Raw genomic sequence first — 21606 nt, forward strand, 5'->3', positions numbered from 1 at the left:
GGTTTTAAAACTTGAAATTATAAGTAATACTTGGAATTGGAATAGAAAAAATAGATGTTTTATAAGCTTTGATTTGTCCTTCTTTTGTAACAAAGAATACAGAATAAGGATTGTTTCTTCCTAAAACATTATAAACTGAAATATTCCAAAAACTATGTGCTAGCTTTTTAATTTTATGATTTCCTTCGATGTTCAAACCAATGTCAAGTCTGAAATAATCAGGGATTCTGTATTTATTGCGATCACTGTAAACAGTATATTGCTCGTTGCCGTAATCGTATCTTCCAATCGGATATGTAATTGGTCTTCCGGTTTGATATGTAAAATTACTTGAAAAACTATAACGCTGTGTAATTTTATAGTTTAAAACGGCACTGAAATCGTGTGGTTTATCAAAATTTGAAGCAAAGTATTTTCCGTTATTTACTTTTTCTTCATTAAACTGGCTATCCAATTTTATTAAAGATCTCGAATATGTATATCCAAGCCAACCGTTTAATTTTCCAACTTGTTTTTTAGCCAAAAATTCTATACCATAAGCTTTTCCTTCTCCCTGTAAAAGCTCGGTTTCTATATTTTCATTCAATAATAATTCGGCTCCAACTTTATAGTCCAAGATATTTTTGGATCTTTTGTAATACCCTTCCACACTAAATTCTATATCTCCACCTTTAAGATTTTTATAAAATCCCAAAGAAACTTGCTGAGCGCTTTCTGGTTTTACGTTTAAATCTGAAAGTTTCCAAATATCTGTTGGAGATTGAGTTGTATTATTTGACAATAAATGAATGTATTGATATGTTTTATCATAACTCGCTCTTACCGAAAAATCATCGTCAAGGAAATATCTAGCTGCAATTCTAGGTTCTAAACCTCCATATCTTTTAATTACTTCGTTATTGCCGTATGTTTTTGTATCTATAACAGTTGCATCACTAATAGGAACATTGTTTTCGTAAATTCTCTGAGTAGATTTCCCTAAAGCAGCAAAAGTGGAATATCGTAAACCAAAATCAAGCAAGAATTTGTCGCTTATTTTAAAATTGTCACCAATATATGCCGCAGATTCTAATCCTTTTTCTGTTTCAACATCAACAGGAACTAATGTCGATTCAGGATTTGTCGGATTCAAATATCCAGGATCCACAGAATATAATTTTGTCGAAAGACCATAACTGAATTTATGCTTTTCGTTATATAAATAATTCATTTTCAGCATCGCTTGAGTTTCATTGATTTTATAACCAAAATCAAAATTATTAACCCCTTCAGATTCGTAGTCAATGTTGAATTTGTATTCACTATTAGTAACAATCAAAGAACCTTTGTTTTTCTCATTGAAAGTATGATTCCATTTTAAAGTCGCTAATCTATTGCTGTATTTATACAATGAATCTGATGACACACTAAATTTATCATGGCTATAATAAAGAGTAGATTCGATATCATTCTTCGCATTTATTTTATGATTGTATTTTAGGATGAAATCATAAAAAGAAGCCTGACTGTTTTTCAAGTTCTCATCGTCTAAGCTTTTTAAAATCCAATCAGAATAAGTTGCTCTTCCTCCAACTACCAAACTAGATTTTCCTTTTACCACAGGAGTAGAAAGCATTAAATTGCTGGTTACTGGACCAATACCGCCTTCACCTTGAAACTCATCAAAACTTCCAGTTTTAGAAGTAATGTCAAAAACAGAAGATAATCTTCCTCCAAATTCAGCTGGAATACTACCTTTATAAATATCAACTTTTTTAGTTGTATAAGGATTTAAAGCTGTAAAAAAACCGAAGAAATGTGACGGATTGTATAACGTAGCATTGTCCAACAAAAATAAATTTTGATCTTCTTTACCACCTCTAACATTATATCCAGAAGAACCTTCACCAGCAGTTTTTATTCCAGGCATTGTCAAAGCCACTTTAAGAATGTCACGCTCACCAAGCACCAAAGGAACATTTTTAATTCCTTCAGCATCAATGGTAGTTACACCGGTAATTGCTGATTTTGCAGTTTTACTTTTGTTTGTTTTAATTAAAACTTCATCAAGCTGATTTATATCTTCGGTTAACGAAAAGTTCAACGATCCATCATTGTAAACCATGATATTTTTAGTCACTTTGTTATATGAGAACGTCTCCGTTTCAATAACATTTAAACCTCCAGGAACTTGTAAGCTATAATACCCTTTTTTATCAGTAGTGGCAGAATATTCTGTGTTTGGTATTTTTACTAAAACATTAGCAATTCCAGCATTATTTTTTCCGCCTCTAATAATACCAGATAAGGTATAAGTTTTCTTTTTCTGATTTTTCACTTCTTTACCAATCAAAACAATATCCCTAATATTTTTATTTGGGTTTCTTGAATTGGTTTTTTTGATCGAATCATATTGCTGATAGAAAATTGGGCTGATCATTCCGTTTTCGTCTCTTTCAAGAGGAGTTCCGAAATAATCATCAGGCAATTGACTGTAGATGATACTGTTATTTGTAACTATAACTTTGTTTTCCGAAACGTAAAAGTTGAAGCTTGTGTTCTGAAAAACATCTTCCAAAACTTCACCAATTCTAACTTCTTTATATTGTTTAGATATTGAAGTACTGTCATTTTCCAGCCATTTTTCATCAAAATAGAATTTGAAATAAGATACTTTTTCGATATCTTGAATGGCAGTTTTTATATTTGCATTTTTAAATTCAACCGTTATTTTGTCGCTGATTACTTGAGAATAAATTATTTGTTGAAAGGCAATTAAAAATAGAATAAGAGTAATTTTTTTCATTTAATTAGAACTTTTTTTTAAAAGACCATTGATTTGTTTTGTTAGATTTTCCATGAATTTCATCTTATCGGAACGTTCTAATTTTTTATCAGTATTGTAAATGGTACTGATATCTTTTTTATAGTCAGGGAAAATTTTCTTGAAATCTTTCTCCGATTCTACTTTGTAGAAATGGTTATTATGCTTTAGGAAGTAATTGATTTTATAGATGAAATTGTAGTAAACACCGTCAGACTGGAAGACTTTTACTTTTTCTTTATAATGTTTAATATATAAAGAGACGTTGTCGCCGGCGTAGTTTTCTTCATAAAAACCTGGAGCAAGATCATTAACCTTATTTAGGTCAGATTTTATGTTGACGAACTTTTTGTTTTTAATGAAAAAATAATCAACTTTTTCGCTGATTAGATTAATCGGTAAGTTTTCAGAAGATCCGGTTTGTTTGTAAATAACTTGGTCAGTTAAAATGTCGTACTTAAGATTAACATTAGAATAAATCTGGCCTTCAAAACTGATGTCGCCAATATTAAACTCTTCAGTATAATACCTGCTTTTACCAGCAATTGGGCGAAAAGGTTCGCTATGAACGATTCCGTTATTAATATTTAAATTGTCTTTTCCGACTGTTTGGTCGAAGTAATCGTATAATGAAGATTTTTCAGTAGATTGTGAATGTAAATACGATATGTTTAATAGGCTTGCAAATAACGATAGATAAATCGCTTTTTTTTTGTGGTTTTTCAAAGGAAATGTGATTTTTTTGTTTTTGGATTGATTAGGTCCAAAAGTATAAAAAAAATGTTATAAAAATCACGTCATAGTGTTAAAATGTAATAAAAACTCTATAGAATTTGCTTCAAACAGGAATAAACTATACTTATAGTATATTTGAAGCTTGAAAGTTGACAGTAACTAGAGAGGTGAATATTTTGATAAATTTTTAACTTTCTAATCATTAAAATAAAGAAATAGCTTGCTACTTTTTTTAATTGAAAAACCCCGTTTCATAATCATGAAACGGGGTTTTCTATAAATAAACCTTTAGTAAACTAAGATCTGATTACTCTTTTTTCTCCTCACGTGGAGGTCTTGGAACAAGTGCTTTTTTAGACACTTTTTCTTTTTTAGTTTTAGGATCAACTCCTAAGTATTTCACTTGGAAAATATCTCCCATTTTAACTACATCGGCAACGTTTTCTGTACGTTCCCAAGCTAACTCAGATACGTGAAGCAATACTTCGTTTCCTGGTGCAGCAGTGTATTCTACTACAGCTCCAAAATCAAGCATTTTAATCACTTTAACCTCGTAAGCTTCGCCAATTTGTGGTTTGAAAGTTAAGGCATCAATTTTAGCCAATACAGCTTTGATACCAGCAGGATCAGTTCCTAAGATTTCAACTACACCTTGTTCGTCAACTTCGTTGATTACGATAGTCGTTCCAGTAGCTTTTTGTAATTCTTGAATTACTTTTCCTCCAGGTCCGATTAACGCTCCAATAAAGTTTCCAGGGATAGTTCTAGTGATAATTTTTGGTGCATGATCTTTAACTTCTGCTCTTGGCGCTGCAATTGTTTCAGTTAATTTTCCTAAAATATGCAAACGTCCGTCACGAGCTTGTGCTAAAGCTTGTTCCATAATGTCATAACGTAATCCTTCGATTTTTATATCCATTTGGCAAGCCGTGATACCGTCAGCAGTTCCAGTTACTTTAAAATCCATATCTCCTAAGTGATCCTCATCTCCTAAGATATCAGACAATACAGCAAATTTTTCACCGTCAGTGATTAATCCCATAGCAATACCAGAAACTGGTTTTGTCATTTGGACTCCAGCATCCATAAGCGCCATTGTTCCAGCACAAACTGTTGCCATAGAAGAAGAACCGTTAGATTCTAATACCTCTGAAACAACACGGATTGTATAAGGACAATCTGCAGGAATCATATTTTTTAAAGCTCTTTGAGCTAAGTTACCGTGGCCAACTTCTCTTCTTGAAGTTCCTCTTAATGGTTTTGCTTCACCAGTAGAGAAAGGAGGGAAGTTATAGTGTAAGTAGAATTTCTCTTCACCTTGTTCAGATGGAGAATCGATTTGGTTAGCTTCTTTAGAAGTTCCTAAAGTTACTGTTGCCAAAGCTTGAGTTTCTCCACGTGTAAATAAAGAAGATCCGTGAACAGATGGCAAATAATCTGTTTCGCACCAGATTGGTCTGATTTCTGTAGTTTTTCTACCGTCTAGACGAATTCCTTTTTCAAGAATTACGTTACGAACAGCTTCTTTGTTTGTTTTGTAGAAGTATTTTCCAACTAAACCTGCAAGATCTGCATTTTCAGCATATTCTTCTTCAGTAAACAAAGCTTTAGCCTCTTCTTTAACAGCTGCGAATTTTTCACCTCTTTCAGCTTTTCCAGAAGCTTCCTGAGCAATTGCATAGCATTTATCGTAAGCAGCAGCTTTTACTTTAGCATAAACAGCTTCGTCTTCAATTTCACCTTCGTAAGTTCTATATTCTTGAGAGCTTAATTTTGCTCTTAATTTTTGTTGAGCAACAATTTGAACTTTAATTGCTTCGTGTGCAAATTTAATTGCCTCAACCATTTCAGCTTCTGAGATTTCTTTCATCTCACCTTCAACCATTGCAACAGAATCCATAGAAGCTCCGATCATCATATCGATGTCAGATTTTTCTAATTCTTCTCTACTTGGGTTGATTACTAATTTTCCGTCGATACGAGCAACGCGCACTTCAGAAATTAAGTTGTAAAATGGAATATCTGAAACAGCTAATGCTGCAGATGCTGCTAAACCAGCTAATGCGTCTGGCATAACATTGTCATCGTGAGACATTAATTGAATCATAACCTGAGTTTCAGCATGGTAATCGTCTGGGAAAAGCGGGCGTAAAACACGGTCAACTAATCTCATTGTTAATACCTCACTGTCGCTTGGTCTTGCTTCTCTTTTGAAAAATCCTCCTGGGAAACGTCCTGCAGCAGCAAATTTTTCGCGGTAATCTACCGTTAATGGTAAAAAGTCAACACCTGGGTTAGATGTTCTTGCAGAAACTGCTGTTGCTAGAAGCATACAGTTTCCTAAACGTACAACAACTGAACCATCGGCTTGTTTTGCTAATTTACCAGTTTCGATTGAGATGCTTCTTCCATCTCCTAAATCGATAATTTCTTGTGAAACTTGTGGAATCATAAATTTTTCCTTTTTGATTATACAATGGGTTTTAGTTGTGTTGTAGTTGTTGTTGTGTGTAGTTGTTGTTATCTAAAACCCAATGAAAAACCAAACTTTTTTTCTTGTAATATGCTTATTATAAACAGCTGTAATGTAAAAACAAAAAGAGGCACTCTCGCACCTCTTTTCTATATTGATTATTTTCTGATATTCAATACTTTGATAATCTCACGATATCTGTTGATATCTTTCTTTTTCAAGTAGTCCAACAAAGCTCTTCTTTTACCTACTAATAGTACAAGAGAACGCTCAGTGTTGTAATCGTGACGATTTTTTTTCAAGTGTTCAGTTAAGTGAGAGATTCTGTAAGTGAACAATGCGATTTGACCTTCTGCGCTTCCAGTGTTTGTAGCACCACCGTGTTGTGCAAAAATTTCTTCTTTCTTTTCTTTAGTTAAATACATTCCAATATTGTTTTAAATGATTTTTATGTATGTCGTACAACTTTTGTAAGACGGGTGCAAAATTAGATTAAAAAAACAGAAAAATCAAAAAAAAAATAAAAGAATCTAAAAAATGGGCATAAGAAATTTATTTTTAGGTATTTAGAGCTGTTTTTTTGTTCTTGATTTAATCTGATTTCTATTTTAACTTCTGGGCTTTTTTTCCAGATTGCTTTTCGCTCAAAGAAGAATAAGAAAATTTGACATTGTTTGCATCAGTACTTACGCCCGAAATTAAAACTCCTTGATCATAATTGTCAACAAACGTAATCTTTCGTAAAATGTCATTCCCTTCCCAGTAACCTTGTTTCAATCCGCCTTTGATTGTTCCTTTTTGACTAACAAACTGATCTGTTTCTTCGTAATCTCCATTTCCATTCGTAACGGTTTGGTTTTTATTTACATCCCAGCAATTTAGAATCAAAGTCTGGAGCTTTTTTGTTTTCGGATCCCAAATGTTCTGTTTTTCGCATTTTTTACTCTGATCTTCGTACCAGCTAATTTCTTTGCCAGTTTTATGGTCTTCAGAATAATTTATAACAGATTCTTTTGCACCATTTTTATAATAGTAAATAAATTCTCCGTCTTTTTTTAAAACATCTCGATCTAAGGTTGATCCCGTCATTTTCTTTCTTCCATTTTTGTAGAAATCAGTCACAACATAACGGATGCTTTTCTGAGAATAATTGGTAATTACTCTTGTGTAAGCATGATTTTCGGGTGTACATTCACGATTTAAGGAGTCTAAAAAGATTTTTTTAGACATCATGCTAATTTGCGCAGACAGATTAACTGAAATTATCAGAAGCAATAAGATGAAGATGTTTCTTTTCATTCAGTTCTATTTTTTATTCTAAATTTAACGTTTTTAGAATAATTTAGCAACTTCTTGATTTACAAATTCTAAAAATCTTTCGTCAGCTTCTGTAAACGGATCAATAACGTGGCTGTCAATATCAATTTGGCCAATATTTACTCCATTCACAAAAAGAGGCACTACGATTTCTGATTTAACAGTCAAACTGCAAGCAATATAGTTGTCTTGCGCCTTAACATCTGGCACAACAAAATTAGCATTACTTTCTGCTACTTGACCGCAAATACCTTTTCCAAATGGAATAACAGTATGATCTGTTTCTGCACCAACATAAGGGCCTAAATGTAAAGTTTTAGTGTCGTGATTAGCAAAATAAAAGCCGACCCAATTGTAATATTCTACATTTTCGTTTAAAAGCTGGCAGATTGCTAATAATTTTTCGTCTCTATTTTTTTGATTGTCAGCAGTAATACTGCTTATCTGTGGTTGTAATTCTTGAAATGTCATGATATTAAATTTTATACAAAAGTATTTAAAGCTGAACTCAAAAAATATATAAATTTGAAAAAAAAATCTCTTGAAAAAATATTTAGTCCAGTTTAAGCCATTTTTGATTTTTATTAGCATTTTTTTTCTGACCTATATTGTTCTTACTTTACTTTATAAGTTTTATTTAAATAGCTATCAGTCAGAAGATCTTGATGCTGTAACAATGATTTCTGGTAAAAATTCAGAACAATTGTTAAAGCTTTTAAATTATGATGTAATCATTCAAAAAAGCTCTCAAAATCCATGGCAAGAAATTATCTTGAATGGTAGATTTATAGCGCGCATTATCGAAGGTTGTAATGCTGTAAGCGTAATGATACTGTTTGTGTCGTTTGTGAGTGCTTTTTCGGGGAATTTAAAAAAGACATCCCTATTTATAATACTAGGGCTTATATCTATTTACATTTTGAATATTATTAGGATCTCACTTTTAATTGTATTGATATATCATTTTTCGAGATATGCCAATTTTCTGCATGATATTTTTTTTCCTTTGATGATTTACGGGTATGTTTTTCTTTTATGGATTTTCTGGATTAATAGATTTTCAAAGTATGCTAAATAAATTAAAAGAAAATAAATTAAAAATTTTTGTTGCAATTGTTGTTGTAATAGGTTTTGCTTTGATTAGAACGTTTGAAAGAGAACTGTTTTACGATCCTTTTCTGGTATATTTTGATGCCGACTTTCAGTCTATTCCATATCCGCTAGTAGATAATCTAAAACTTTTTGCAGGACTTTTTTTTCGTTATTCTTTAAATTCAATTTTATCTTTGGCTTTGATTTATGCTTTATTTCAAGATCGTGATATTCTTAAATTTAGTCTTCTGATCTATAGTATTTTTTTAATTGTTTTTCTAATAGCATTTTTTATTATTCTAGAATATTTTCCAGAGGGAAGTTGGCTTCTTTTTTACGTTAGACGATTTTTAATTCAGCCTATTTTTATATTATTATTTATTCCGGGATTTTATTATCAGCTTCAAAAAACTAAAAAATAACATTTGTTTTAGTTTTTTTCTAGAGTTTTTAAATAGCTTTGCAGTATGAATTTGAAAAAGTGCACAGGTCTGTTTTTAGCGTTCCTTTTATTGGTTTCCAATATAGGGTTTGCTTTTGATGTGCATTATTGTGGCGGAGAAATTGCTTCGGTTTCTTTAAAAACAACAGCAGAACCTGTTGTTGAGAAGAAATGTTGCGGTTCTAAAGAGAAAAAGAACTCTTGCTGCAAAGATAAGGTTGTTCATTTTGAAAAGAAATCAGATAACGCAACAATCAAATTCTTCTTCTTTCAATTTGCTTTTCCAGCAGTTATACAGGATTACAAACCTCTAGTCTTTTTAGAAATTCAAAATTTCAAAAAGAAAGAAGTTCTTTCATATTATGCTGATGCAAATGCCCCCCCTTTATTTAAATTATACCATCAGTATATTTTCTATTCCTGATTTTAATGTTAAGATGCACTGCGAGTCTTGATTAAGACTTTGCGTTTACATTTTGATGTCTTTTGCTTCCGCAAAAACAGAAATGTAATTCTATTTCAACATTAAAATCAATTTTTTATGCAAAAAAATATAATGCTTTTTGCGATGATTTTGCTTTCTTTTTCTGCCTTTTCACAGGAAGATCTGCAAGAAGTAAAAATTACTAAAAAGCAAAAAGGGATTAAAAAATCCTTTACCGTGACAGCCAATACATCCGTAATTACTAGCAAAGAACTGCTTAAGGCGGCTTGCTGTAATTTGGCTGAAAGTTTTGAAACCAATCCATCAATTGATGTCAATTTTTCTGATGCTTTAACAGGAACTAAGCAAATCAAAATGCTTGGACTAACCAGTCCTTATTTAATGATTACCGAAGAAAATATTCCGTCAGTTCGAGGAGCATCTCAAGCTTATGGATTGTCGTTTACACCAGGAACCTGGATTGAAAGTGTCCAAATTACGAAAGGAGCGGGAAGCGTTATAAATGGTTACGAAAGCATTTCTGGCCAGATTAATACAGAGCTTTTAAAGCCATTAAATGATATTCCTTTCTTCTTGAATGCTTACGGATCGACAGATTCTCGTTTTGAATTAAACACCCATTTCAATAAAAAATTATCAGACAAATGGGCGACTAGCTTATTTGTTCACGGAAATGCGCGTGTAGCCAAAAACGATATGAACAAAGACGGTTTTCTCGATAATCCGTTAGGGAAACAAATCAATGTTTTGAATCGTTATCAATATTATGATCCAGAAAGCGGTTTAGTAAGTTTTATCAATTTCAGATATATGAATGATAAAAAACAAACTGGAGAAGTAGATTTTGATAAAGATCGTGATCGAGGCACAACTAATTACTGGGGTTCAGAAATTAATACAGAGCGATTTGATGTATCGACAAAAATCGGATATGTATTTAAAGACATGCCATATCAGAGTATTGGTTTTCAAAATGCTTTTAATAGTCATAAACAGGATTCTTATTATGGTTTAAATCAATATGATATTAAACAGAATAGTTTTTATTCTAATTTGATTTTTAATTCGATTATAAACAATACCATGCATAAGTTTACGACTGGTCTGAATTTTACTTACGATCAATACCAGGAATTTGTAAACTTAACAGATGTTAGCAGAATCGATAATTCGGTTGGTGCTTTCTTCGAATATACTTATGATAATACAGACAATTTCAGTTTGATTTTAGGCGGAAGAGTAGATAATCATAACCGATTAGGGTTTTTTGTTACGCCAAGACTGCACATGAGATATAATCCTTGGAAAAATGGGGTAATTCGTTTTTCTGCAGGAAGAGGCAAGCGTTCTGCTAATATCTTTGCTGAAAATCAGCAGCTTTTTGCTAGTTCAAGAACTTTTTCAGTTTTAGATTCTAATGGAAAAGTATATGGGCTTAATCCTGAAATTGCTTGGAATTATGGAGTAAGTTTTTCACAGAAGTTCCGCCTTTTCAATAGAAATGCCGATGCAGGTTTTGATCTGTATAGAACCGATTTCCAAAATCAAGCCATTGTAGATGTCATGCAAAGTCCGCAACAAGTTTTGTTTTATGATTTGAAAGGAAGTTCTTTTGCGAATAGTCTTCAGGTTGAGTTCAATTACGAATTGATTCACAATTTAAACTTAAGAACAGCTTATAAATATTACGACATCCAAACCGATTATTTAAGAGGAACATTCCAACGTCCGCTTCAGGCAAAACATCGTTTCTTAGGAAATTTAGAATACGAAACAGCCATGAACAACGACAAACAATGGAAGTTTGATTTTACTTACAATTGGTCAGGAAAGCAGCAGTTGCCATATACGGCTTCAAATCCTACAGAAGATCAATTTCCTGATTTTTCACCTTCTTATGCTGTAATGAATGCACAAGTGACCAGAGTTTTTTCTTCAGTTTTTGAAGTGTATATTGGGGGAGAAAATATTGGAAATTATAGACAAGAGAAAGCAATTTTAGGAGCAAATGATCCTTTTGGATCTAATTTTGATGCATCAATTGCATATGCACCAATTTTTGGACAAATGTATTATGCAGGACTTAGATTTAAAATTAAATAACAATTTCAACAACAATAAAAATTAAATACAATGAATAAAATAGTTTTAATCGCAATGATGATTTTTTTAGGTTTTTCAGCTCAGGCTCAAACTAAAAAAAATAAGAATTTGAAGTACACAACAGAGGTAAATGGTAACTGCGAACAATGTAAGAAACGAATTGAAAAAGCGGCTTATGGCGTTCCAGGCGTAAAAACAGCAAGCTGGGATGTAAGTTCGCATCAGCTTTCGGTTATTTTAAATGAAGAGAAATGTTCTCCTTCAGATTTAAACAAAGCAATCGCAAAGGCAGGTCATGATACTAAGGAAGTTAAAGCGACAACTGAAGATTATGACAATCTTCATAGCTGTTGCAAGTATGTAAGAGAATAGTGTAAAAAGAAGCCCAGACAAAGAAGTCTGGGCTTTTTTTAATAGTTAATTTATGTTTAAAATACCGCATTTTATTGTGGTTAAGGTAAATTATTGTTACTTTCACGAACTATAAAAAATAACCAATCACATTTATGAATAATTTTGAATGGACCCAGTTACTAAACCCTGAATTTTATATTACTTTAAGCGTCGGAGGTTTTCAGATTGGGTTATTTATTGTGCTGTTTATAGTTTTTGCTGAGACAGGACTTTTTGCAGGGTTTTTTCTGCCTGGAGATAGTTTGCTTTTTTTAGCAGGTATTTACAGTCGTGATCTAATTGAAAATGTTGCCTATATTCCAAATGATTTTGTAAATGTGTTTCTGCTTGCTACTGCAGTTGCCATAATGGGAGTTTTAGGTAATATGACTGGTTATTGGTTTGGAGCAAAAAGTGGTTATTATTTATTCAAAAAAGAAGATACTTTCTGGTTTAAGAAAAAGTACTTGCTTCAATCAAAAGATTTTTTTGAGAAATACGGAGGAAAGGCAATTATTTATGCACGCTTCCTGCCAATTTTCAGAACGTTCGCTCCAATTGTTGCAGGAATCGTTTCGATGGACAAAAAGAAGTTTATGTTTTATAACTTCTTGAGTTCTTTTCTTTGGTCATTTATATTGATTTTCGCAGGACATTATTTATACGGAGTTTTCTTAAAACAAGGAATAGATTTAAAGAAACATATTGAATATATCATTATTATTATCATCATTATTTCGACATTCCCAGTTCTGCTGAAACTTTTAAAAAAGAGACCACACGAAGAGATATAATCAAATAAAGAATAAAAAAAAATCCGAAGTTTTCAGCTTCGGATTTTTTTATGCTTGTTGTTAAAGCTATTATAGATGTTTTTATTATATGATGTAGTTTTCTTTGCAGATAAATCTAAGTTAATAGAAACAAAAAAGCTATAATCAGTTTTTGAAACGTAATTACAGCTTTAAGGTTAAATTATTTTAGTTGTATAATACAAAAGTAATTCAAGTTGGAATTTGGGATTTAAAAATTGAATATTTTAAAGTATTACCATTCATTCACCTTGTTGGCATCCATTTTGAGGAAAATAAACAATAAAATGGTGAATCCCCAGAGTCCAGAGCCTCCATATGAAAAGAAGGGCAGAGGAACTCCGATTGTTGGGAAAATTCCAATTACCATGGCAATATTTACAAAGAAATGTATAAAGAGAATTGCAGCGACGCAATATCCATAAACTCGACTGAATTTTGTTTTTTGCCTTTCTGCTAAATAAATAATTCTAAGAAGCAAACCTGTGAAAAGTAAAATTACGACCAATGAACCCGCAAACCCCCATTCTTCACCAACAGTGGTAAAGATATAATCGGTGTGCTGCTCTGGTACAAATCCTCCTTTGGTTTGTGTTCCTTCAAGAAAACCTTTTCCAAGCCATCCTCCAGATCCAATTGCAATTTCAGATTGATTGGTATTATATCCAATACCTTTCATATCTACAGTTTTACCTAATAAAATATTAAAACGGTCTCTGTGGTGCTGTTTAAAAACATTATCAAAAACATAATCAACAGAGAAAACAAATCCAGAGATTAGGACTAATAAAATTCCGCTTAAAATGATGTTTCTATCAACTACTCTGCCTTTAAAGTGTATAATTGCAAGCACGACAAAAGCCATTGCAATAACAGCGTATGGTTCTAAAACTAAAGTAAGAACGAAAAGAACAATGGTTATAAAGGCTGTCCATACATACCAAGAAGGTAAACCTTCTCTATACAGAACAAGGATGAATGCGCTATAAATTAAAGCACTTCCAGGATCTGGCTGTGGTAAAATCAAAATTACTGGCAATAACATAATAGCCAGAGCCTGAATTTGTCTATTGGTTTCTTTTAAGTTGATTTGTGTGTCACTTAAATATTTGGCCAATGCCAGAGAAGTTGCGGCTTTTGCAAACTCAGATGGTTGTAAAGTAAAGCTGCCAATAGCATACCAGCATCGTTGTCCTGCAATGGTTTTTCCAAAAAGAAATAATCCCGCAAGAGACAATAAGGAAACTCCAAATATGATACTGGCATATTTTTCGTAAAACTTGCCATCAACAAAAAGTACAACAAATATCAATGGAATAGTGCAGCAGATAAAAATAAGCTGTTTTTGGTACGTTCCATCAGTTGATAATAGAGAAGACGAATAAATATTAAGCCAACCTAAAGTTACCAACGTAATGTAGATAAAGACACTTATCCAATCAATATTATTTTTTACACTTTGATTTTTCATCTGAAATAATCTTTCTTAGTTTTTCTTAGTTGTGTCTACTGCTGTTTTTTTAACTTCCGTTTTAGGTGCTGTTACGGCTGCTGGTACTTTTGGTTTTACAATTTTTGCTTGCAAAACAGAATCTTTTGGAACAGATTCTATAGCACTTGCTGCATTCATGCCTCCAAGTTTAGCGTATTCAGATACCAAACTTTTATTTAATACTCTTATTTCTAAATCAGTTCTTGTGATTTTCTTTCTCAAATATTTTTCAATCATTAAACTGGCAATCGGACCAGCAACTGTTGCTCCAAAACCTCCATTTTCAATCATAACGGCAATAGCTATTTTTGGATTGTCTTTTGGAGCAAAAGCAACAAATATAGAGTGATCTTTAAGTTTTTCTCTCTTACCGTTTATTTTTGCATAATTCTCTGCAGTTCCCGTTTTTCCGCAAATGTCAATTCCTTCAACTCTAAGAGCATACGCTGTACCTTTATTGTATACATCAAATAATCCGCTAATAACCGGTGGGAAATATTTTTGATCAATTGTGGTCACGTGTTTTGTAGTGAACTTCTCATCTATCTTTTCTCCTTCAATTTTTTTAATGATATGAGGAGTGTAATAATAGCCTTGATTGGCAACAGTCGCCATCATATTGGCTAATTGAATTGGTGTCATCAAAACTTCTCCCTGGCCAATTGCATTCGATACAATGGTTGAGCTTCTCCATCCTCCGTTAGGATAGATTCTTTTATAGGTTTTAGAAGTTGGAATGTTTCCTCTTCTTCCGGTAGGTAAATCATAACCCATGAACTGACCTAGTCCAAAACTTTTTACATGACTGCTCCAGATATCAACTGCATGACCAGGATCTTTGTACTTGTTGATGGTAAGCATATAAGCTTGTCCAAAATAAGTGTTGCAAGAGTTGTAAATACCATTATGTAATTGGTGTGGACCAAAACCGTGGCATTTCATGAATCGGCCTCCACCATAACTGAATCCGTGATGACACATGAAAGTTGTTTGCTCATTTACTACACCTTCTTGAAGCGCAACTAAACCAGTTAGGATTTTAAATGGAGAACCTGGAGGATATTCCGCTAAAAGACCTCTGTCGTATAATGGTTTTGCGATAGAATCATTATATAAAAGAGTGTAGTTTTTAGATCTTTGTCTTCCAACTAAAATTCCAGGATCGTAAGATGGAGCAGTAACAAGTGCTAAAATTTCACCTGTTTTTGGCTCAATTGCAACTATTCCACCTCTTTTGTTGATCATTAATTCCTCGCCATATTTTTGAAGTTCAGCATCAATGGTCAAATTGATATCTTCTCCGGCTACGGCAATCGTATCATATCTCCCTTCTTTATAAGATCCAATTTCTCTATTATATTTATCTTTTTGAATGTATTTAACACCTTTAATGCCTCGCAATATTTCTTCGTAACTCTCTTCTACGCCTTGTCTTCCAATTAAATCTCCACTGTTGTAATAAGGATTTTTTGCAATTTGGCTTTCATTTACTTGTGTAATAGAACCAAAAATATTGGCACCGTAATCTACTTCATAATCGCGAAGAGATCTTTTTTGGAAATAGAAACCATCATATTTTCTGATTTTCTCTTGAAAAGCAGCAAATTCATTCTTGTTCAACTGCGATAAAAATACAGATGGAAGTCTAGGGCTGTACACCTTTGCTTTTTCCATTCTCTTATGATAGTCTTCAGGAGTGATATTTAAAAGCGCACAGAATTCAGCAATATTCAAATCTTTTTTTACCTCTCTCGGAATAACCATGATGTCATAAGAGGGCTGATTGGCAACAAGAAGTTTGCCATTACGATCATAGATGTAACCTCTTTCAGGATAGTCATACACTTTTTTTATCGCATTATTTTCTGATTTCAATTTAAAAGAATCATCAATAATCTGCAGGTAAAAAATCCTAATCACTAGCAAAGACGCTGCAATAATAATTATAGTGGGCAGCAGGACTTTTCTCATCGTTTATTGGGCTTAATAAGATAAATTATTATTATTGAGGTGATTATAGTAAAGATAGAACTAAATAAGGTTCGGAGCAAAATGTCCCAGATAAATTTGAATTGAAATGCTTCCAAAACAAATAATACAATGTGGTGAATTAAAACCGAAACTAGTATGAATGAAAATCTTTCTGGTGTTAAAGATTCGTTTAGTTTAATGGTTTGATATTCATAACTTAAACCAAAAGAAAATTTAAATATATATGGTCTATAATAGGCTAAAACGACACAGGCAGTGGCATGTATCCCGCCAGAATTACAAAACATATCCATTATTAATCCCAAGAAAAAACTAGAAATTATTAATCCTGCTTTATTGCTGTTTACAGGGTACAGAATGATATACAAGATATATGGAAAAGGACTTATATATCCTAGGAAATTCATATTGTTGAAAATAACAATCTGAATTGCCAGCAACATAATAAATCGAAAAATATTGACTAACAGAGCGCTATTCATTTTTTTCTTTGTTTTCTAAATTAATAAGTTCCTCTCTGTCCTTGCTCTTGATGATATAAACGTGCCCTAAGTTTGTCATGTCGTTAAATAATTTAACTTTTATGACATAGAAGCTTGTTTCTCGCTCTTGATAAATTGTTTCAACGGTTCCAATATTTATTCCTTCAGGGAAAATTACGGATTGACCTCCTGTTACAATTGTGTCTCCTTTTCTAACCGAAGCTAATCTCGGAACGTCTCTTAACTGTACGAAACCAGTGCTTTTTCCATCCCAAGTTAAAGACCCAAAGTGATTTGATTTTTTTAACTTCGCATTGATCCTAGATTTCATGTTCAAAATACTCACAACTGTAGAATATCTTGGAGATGTATCATCTATAATACCCACAATTCCTAAACTGTTTATTACTCCCATATCTGGTTTAACGCCTTCATTAGATCCAGAGTTCAAAGTAAGAAAGTTTTCGTGTGTACTGTATGCATTATGAATTACTTTTGACACAATTATATCGGCAGGTTTTACTCCTTTAATAGTATCTGGCAAAGGTAATTTGGAAGTGTCTTCTTTATTGAATAAAAGACTTTTTAATCTTGCGTTCTCAAGTACAAGTTCGTCGTTTTCAGCTTGTAAATTCAAATATTCATTAATACGATTGATTTTTTCGTAAACACCTCCGCTTAAGAAATTGGCAGAGCTGATTATTTTGCTTCTATGGTAAGAATGAGATTGAATAGTGAGTCCTAACGATATACCTAAAAGCAGCAAAAACAGCAATCGATTACTGTTTCTTATAAGGAAATTAAATATTTGCTGCATTTCTTGTCTGGTTATTTTGTTTCAGGATATGCTTAAAGGTTTCAGTTTTTACAAGGGTCAAACAATAAAATTTGACCCTCATAAAAGTAAATTGATTATTATTTTGAATCTTATTTGATTAAGATACTTTTAAATTTTGCAATGTTTTTAAGAGCCATTCCTGTACCACGAACAACAGCTCTTAACGGATCTTCAGCAATATAAACTGGTAAATCTGTTTTTTGAGAGATACGTTTGTCAAGTCCTCTCAACATAGATCCTCCACCAGCTAAATAAATACCAGTGTTGTAGATATCTGCTGCCAACTCAGGTGGAGTTTGTGATAATGTTTCCATTACCGCATCTTCAATACGCTGAATAGATTTGTCTAATGCTTTTGCAATTTCACGGTAAGAAACATCTACTTGTTTTGGTTTACCAGTAAGCAAATCTCTACCTTGAACCGACATATCTTCTGGTGGACCATCTAAATCTTCGATCGCCGCTCCGATTTGAATTTTAATTTTCTCAGCAGTACTTTCTCCAACAAATAAGTTGTGCTGTGTACGCATGTAATAAACGATATCATTTGTGAAAACGTCACCTGCAATTTTTACAGATTTGTCACATACAATTCCGCCTAAAGCGATAACAGCAATTTCTGTTGTACCACCTCCGATATCGACAATCATGTTTCCTTTTGGTTGCATAATGTCAATACCAATACCAATTGCCGCCGCCATTGGTTCATGAATCAAGTAAACTTCTTTTCCGTTTACTCTCTCACAAGATTCCTTCACCGCTCTCATCTCCACTTCAGTAATACCAGAAGGAATACATACAACCATACGTAAAGCTGGAGTAAACATTCTTTTTTTCAATGCAGGAATACTTTTAATGAACATATTGATCATTTTTTCCGAAGCATCAAAATCAGCGATTACACCATCTTTCAAAGGCCTTATAGTTTTGATGTTTTCATGTGTTTTACCTTGCATCATATTGGCTTCCTTACCAACAGCAATGATTTTGCCTGATACTCTATCACGTGCAACGATAGACGGACTATCAATGACAACTTTATCATTATGAATGATTAAAGTGTTTGCGGTTCCAAGGTCTATCGCAATATCCTCGGTCATGAAATCAAAAAATCCCATAAGTTTTTTAGGGGTTTAAAATGTTATAAATTATTTATCGAACAAAGTTAAACAAATTAATGTTTAAAATGACGAGTTCCTGTAAATACCATTGCAAGATTATTTTCATTGCAATAATTTATACTTAATTCGTCTTTTATCGAACCTCCTGGCTGAATTACAGCAGTTATTCCTGCTTTTTTGGCTAATTCTACACAATCCGGAAATGGGAAAAATGCGTCACTTGCCATCGAAGCTCCATTTAAATCAAAACCAAAAGCTTTTGCTTTGTCAACTGCTTGAATTAAAGCGTCAACTCTTGAAGTCTGACCTGTACCTGATGAAATCAATGTTCCATTTTTAGCAAATACAATTGTGTTTGATTTTGTATTCTTGCAGATTTTAGAAGCAAAGATCAAATCTTCGATCTCTTGAGCAGTAGGTTCTGTAATGGTAACGGTTTTTAAATGCTCTTTATTATCCGTAATATTATTTCTGTCCTGAATTAACAATCCGTTAAGACAAGTTCTTACTTGACGAGCTGGCAATTCAACGTCGTTTTGTACTAAAATAATTCTGTTTTTCTTCTCTTGTAAAACTGTAACTGCCTCATCATCATAAGCTGGAGCAATTACAACTTCGCAGAATAATTTGTTGATTTCCTGCGCAGTTTCTAAATCAATTTTAGTGTTAGAAATTAGCACTCCTCCAAAAGCTGAAGTAGGGTCACAAGCTAAAGCCGCTAAATAAGCTTCGCTGATTGTTTTTCTTGAAGCCAATCCGCAAGCATTGTTGTGCTTTAAAATGGCGAATGTTGGTCCGTCAGTTTTAAATTCAGCAATTAAATTAACCGCTGCGTCCACATCCAATAAGTTGTTGTATGATAATTCTTTTCCGTGAAGTTTTTTGAACATTGCATCAAAATCTCCAAAGAAAAATCCTTTTTGGTGAGGGTTTTCACCATATCTTAAAACTTGACCGTTTGCAATGCTTTCTTTGTAAATAGTCTCGTCTGTATTGAAATAATTAAAAATAGCTCCATCGTAGTGAGATGAAACATGGAATGCTTTTGTAGCAAACAATCTTCTGTTTTCTAAAGTTGTTGCTCCGTCTTGCTCCGTAATCAAATCTAAAAGTAAGCTGTACTCATTAACAGAAGCTACAATTACAGTGTCTTTGAAATTTTTTGCACCAGCACGAATTAATGAAATGCCACCGATATCAATTTTTTCAATAATATCTTGTTCGCTAGCTCCAGAAGCAACAGTTTTTTCAAAAGGATACAAATCAACAATTACTAAATCGATTTGAGGAATATCAAATTCCTTCATTTGCTGAACATCGCTTTCGTTGTCTTGACGATTCAAGATACCTCCAAAAATTTTTGGGTGTAAAGTTTTTACTCTTCCGCCAAGAATTTCTGGGAAAGAAGTAATGTCTTCAACAGGAACTACTGGAATGCCAAGGTTTTTGATGAAATCTTCAGTTCCTCCAGTTGAATAAAGTGTTACATTTTGCTCGTGTAATTTTCTAACAATTGGTTCTAATCCATCTTTAGAAAAAACAGAAATTAATGCCGATTGTATTTTTTTAGTTGTGCTCATTGTGTAGTTATGATTTTGAGACTGCAAAAGTAGTTTTTTTATATATTATATTAAAAAAAATTAGTGTAACAAAATGCTAAAAAAATCTACTGATGAGTAAGTTAACTTTTATTAGGTTTTTGAATTTAAATTATTGAATTTTACTTTATTGAAAAATACGAAAATATGATCGTTTATCTAAGATTATTAAAGGAAAGTCTAAGCTTTGCCATCAATGCTTTGCGAAATAATAAATTACGCACTCTGTTGTCGCTTTTAGGTGTTACGATTGGTATTTTTTCGATTATCGCTGTTTTGGCTGCTGTTGACTCTTTAGATAAAAAAATCTCTAAAGATTTGAGCAGTTTAGATAAAAATACAATTTATTTAATGAAATATTGCTTTGGACCATCTGAAATTCCGCAATGGAAGAGAGAACAGTTTCCAAATGTAAAATATGACGAATACATTGGCTTAAAAAACTCAATGAATAATACCGATCAAGTCGGATACCAGCTTTTTGTAAATAGAGAAAGTTTAAAATACGATTCTAAAACAGTCAGCGATGTAAATATTATTCCGTCGTCAAGCGAAATGGTCGATATTGATGGATTGAGTTTTGATAAAGGAAGATTTTATAATGAATCTGAATCGAATTCTGGAACTCCTGTTATTGTTCTTGGATATGATATCGCTGATGGACTTTTTGGTTCAAGCGATCCGATCGGCAAAAATATTCGTCTATACGGACAGCGTTTTACCGTTATTGGTGTAATGGAAAAACAAGGAGCTGGATTTTTTGGAGACAGCAATGATACTTCGGTTTATCTTCCTGCTAATTTTTTACGAAGAATGTACGGAGATAGCGATTCGATGACTCCTGTTATTGTTTTAAAACCAGTAAAAGGTGTTGATATGGATGCATATAAAGCAGAAATCGCTCAGAAACTTCGTGCAATTCGCGGAATGAAAGCTGGAGAAATGGATAATTTCTTTATTAATGTCCTTTCAGGTTTTACTGATTTTATTGATGGTATTTTAGGGCAGATGAATTTTGTTGGTTGGATTATTAGCGGATTTTCTCTTCTGGTTGGCGGTTTCGGAATTGCCAATATTATGTTTGTTTCCGTAAAAGAAAGAACAAATCTTATCGGAATTCAGAAATCATTAGGAGCAAAAAATAAATTTATCTTATTCCAATTTTTGTTTGAAGCTATTATTCTATCAGTTATTGGCGGAATTATTGGTCTTCTGATGGTTTGGGGAATTGCTTTTGCTTTGACAAAACTGCTGGATTTCGAGTTTGTTTTAAGTTTTGGCAATATAGTTTTAGGAACAACTTTAGCTGCCTTTATTGGATTAATTTCTGGTATTCTGCCAGCGGTTTCTGCAGCAAATTTAGATCCTGTAGAAGCCATTCGAACAGGAATGTAATATTGTTTTTGTGTTATTTTACTGTAAATTTTGATGGCTCAAAATAATTAGATATTTTTGATAGACCAAGAAC

19 protein-coding genes are annotated in these 21606 nt (G+C 32.7%); 7 read left to right on the plus strand and 12 right to left on the minus strand.

Going from position 1 to position 21606, the window contains the following annotated elements; translation table 11 throughout:
* Window positions 1-4: 4 nt before the first annotated feature.
* The 6 genes from NU08_RS05005 to NU08_RS05030 all read right to left on the minus strand — a co-directional run bounded on the left by NU08_RS05005 (window position 5) and on the right by NU08_RS05030 (window position 7799).
* Window positions 5-2785 (minus strand): TonB-dependent receptor domain-containing protein, encoded by a 2781-nt coding sequence (locus NU08_RS05005; RefSeq protein ID WP_129746130.1) that lies wholly within the window; start codon window positions 2783-2785, stop codon window positions 5-7.
* The gene (locus tag NU08_RS05010) at window positions 2786-3529 is read right to left on the minus strand and encodes a hypothetical protein (RefSeq protein WP_129746131.1); all 744 of its coding nucleotides are present in this window, start codon (window positions 3527-3529) and stop codon (window positions 2786-2788) included.
* A gap of 316 nt (window positions 3530-3845) precedes the next feature.
* Window positions 3846-5990, minus strand: a complete 2145-nt coding sequence (locus tag NU08_RS05015; protein ID WP_129746132.1) for a polyribonucleotide nucleotidyltransferase — start codon at window positions 5988-5990, stop codon at window positions 3846-3848.
* Between the two features lie 179 nt (window positions 5991-6169).
* Complete coding sequence (rpsO, locus tag NU08_RS05020; RefSeq protein WP_008466503.1) at window positions 6170-6436, minus strand: 30S ribosomal protein S15; 267 nt, start codon at window positions 6434-6436, stop codon at window positions 6170-6172.
* A gap of 178 nt (window positions 6437-6614) precedes the next feature.
* On the minus strand, window positions 6615-7310 hold the full coding sequence (locus tag NU08_RS05025; RefSeq protein ID WP_129746133.1) for a hypothetical protein: 696 nt from the start codon (window positions 7308-7310) through the stop codon (window positions 6615-6617).
* A gap of 33 nt (window positions 7311-7343) precedes the next feature.
* A complete protein-coding gene (locus NU08_RS05030) occupies window positions 7344-7799 on the minus strand; it encodes a GAF domain-containing protein (RefSeq protein WP_129746134.1) in 456 nt (151 codons plus the stop codon).
* A 70-nt stretch (window positions 7800-7869) separates the two neighbouring features.
* Here NU08_RS05030 and xrtF point away from each other — a divergent pair, with 70 nt between their 5' ends.
* From xrtF to NU08_RS05060, 6 genes are all read left to right on the plus strand, one after another.
* Window positions 7870-8406, plus strand: a complete 537-nt coding sequence (gene xrtF, locus NU08_RS05035) for an exosortase family protein XrtF (protein WP_129746135.1) — start codon at window positions 7870-7872, stop codon at window positions 8404-8406.
* Window positions 8396-8842 (plus strand): exosortase F system-associated membrane protein, encoded by a 447-nt coding sequence (locus NU08_RS05040; RefSeq protein WP_129746136.1) that lies wholly within the window; start codon window positions 8396-8398, stop codon window positions 8840-8842. Before xrtF ends, NU08_RS05040 begins: the two co-directional genes overlap by 11 nt.
* Before the next feature lie 45 nt (window positions 8843-8887).
* Window positions 8888-9286 carry an HYC_CC_PP family protein gene (locus tag NU08_RS05045; protein WP_129746137.1) on the plus strand — a complete coding sequence of 133 codons (399 nt, stop codon included), beginning with the start codon at window positions 8888-8890 and terminating at the stop codon, window positions 9284-9286.
* 117 nt (window positions 9287-9403) lie between these two features.
* The gene (locus NU08_RS05050) at window positions 9404-11410 is read left to right on the plus strand and encodes a TonB-dependent receptor plug domain-containing protein (RefSeq protein WP_129746138.1); all 2007 of its coding nucleotides are present in this window, start codon (window positions 9404-9406) and stop codon (window positions 11408-11410) included.
* Window positions 11411-11440: 30 nt separating this feature from the next.
* Window positions 11441-11782: a heavy-metal-associated domain-containing protein gene (locus NU08_RS05055; protein WP_129746139.1), complete on the plus strand. Its 342-nt coding sequence runs from the start codon at window positions 11441-11443 to the stop codon at window positions 11780-11782.
* Window positions 11783-11916: 134 nt separating this feature from the next.
* Complete coding sequence (locus tag NU08_RS05060) at window positions 11917-12597, plus strand: DedA family protein (RefSeq protein ID WP_129746140.1); 681 nt, start codon at window positions 11917-11919, stop codon at window positions 12595-12597.
* A 253-nt stretch (window positions 12598-12850) separates the two neighbouring features.
* Here NU08_RS05060 and rodA read toward each other — a convergent pair whose 3' ends face one another.
* The 6 genes from rodA to purH form a co-directional block, all read right to left on the minus strand.
* The gene (gene rodA / locus NU08_RS05065; protein ID WP_129746141.1) at window positions 12851-14086 is read right to left on the minus strand and encodes a rod shape-determining protein RodA; all 1236 of its coding nucleotides are present in this window, start codon (window positions 14084-14086) and stop codon (window positions 12851-12853) included.
* A gap of 15 nt (window positions 14087-14101) precedes the next feature.
* Window positions 14102-16078 (minus strand): penicillin-binding protein 2, encoded by a 1977-nt coding sequence (mrdA, locus tag NU08_RS05070; protein WP_129746142.1) that lies wholly within the window; start codon window positions 16076-16078, stop codon window positions 14102-14104.
* Entirely contained in the window at window positions 16075-16581 is a 507-nt protein-coding gene (locus NU08_RS22480; protein ID WP_129746143.1) for a rod shape-determining protein MreD, read from the minus strand. Before NU08_RS22480 ends, mrdA begins: the two co-directional genes overlap by 4 nt.
* Window positions 16574-17398: a rod shape-determining protein MreC gene (mreC, locus tag NU08_RS05080; protein WP_129746144.1), complete on the minus strand. Its 825-nt coding sequence runs from the start codon at window positions 17396-17398 to the stop codon at window positions 16574-16576. The genes NU08_RS22480 and mreC overlap by 8 nt, the downstream gene beginning before the upstream one ends.
* Before the next feature lie 110 nt (window positions 17399-17508).
* Complete coding sequence (locus NU08_RS05085) at window positions 17509-18537, minus strand: rod shape-determining protein (RefSeq protein ID WP_008466528.1); 1029 nt, start codon at window positions 18535-18537, stop codon at window positions 17509-17511.
* 56 nt (window positions 18538-18593) lie between these two features.
* Window positions 18594-20120 carry a bifunctional phosphoribosylaminoimidazolecarboxamide formyltransferase/IMP cyclohydrolase gene (gene purH / locus NU08_RS05090; protein ID WP_129746145.1) on the minus strand — a complete coding sequence of 509 codons (1527 nt, stop codon included), beginning with the start codon at window positions 20118-20120 and terminating at the stop codon, window positions 18594-18596.
* Between the two features lie 165 nt (window positions 20121-20285).
* Between purH and NU08_RS05095 the strand changes: the two genes are divergently transcribed.
* Complete coding sequence (locus NU08_RS05095; protein WP_129746146.1) at window positions 20286-21533, plus strand: ABC transporter permease; 1248 nt, start codon at window positions 20286-20288, stop codon at window positions 21531-21533.
* Window positions 21534-21606 lie beyond the last annotated feature (73 nt).

Source organism: Flavobacterium anhuiense (assembly GCF_004151235.1).
In the GTDB taxonomy this organism is placed as follows: Bacteria; Bacteroidota; Bacteroidia; order Flavobacteriales; family Flavobacteriaceae; genus Flavobacterium; species Flavobacterium anhuiense_A.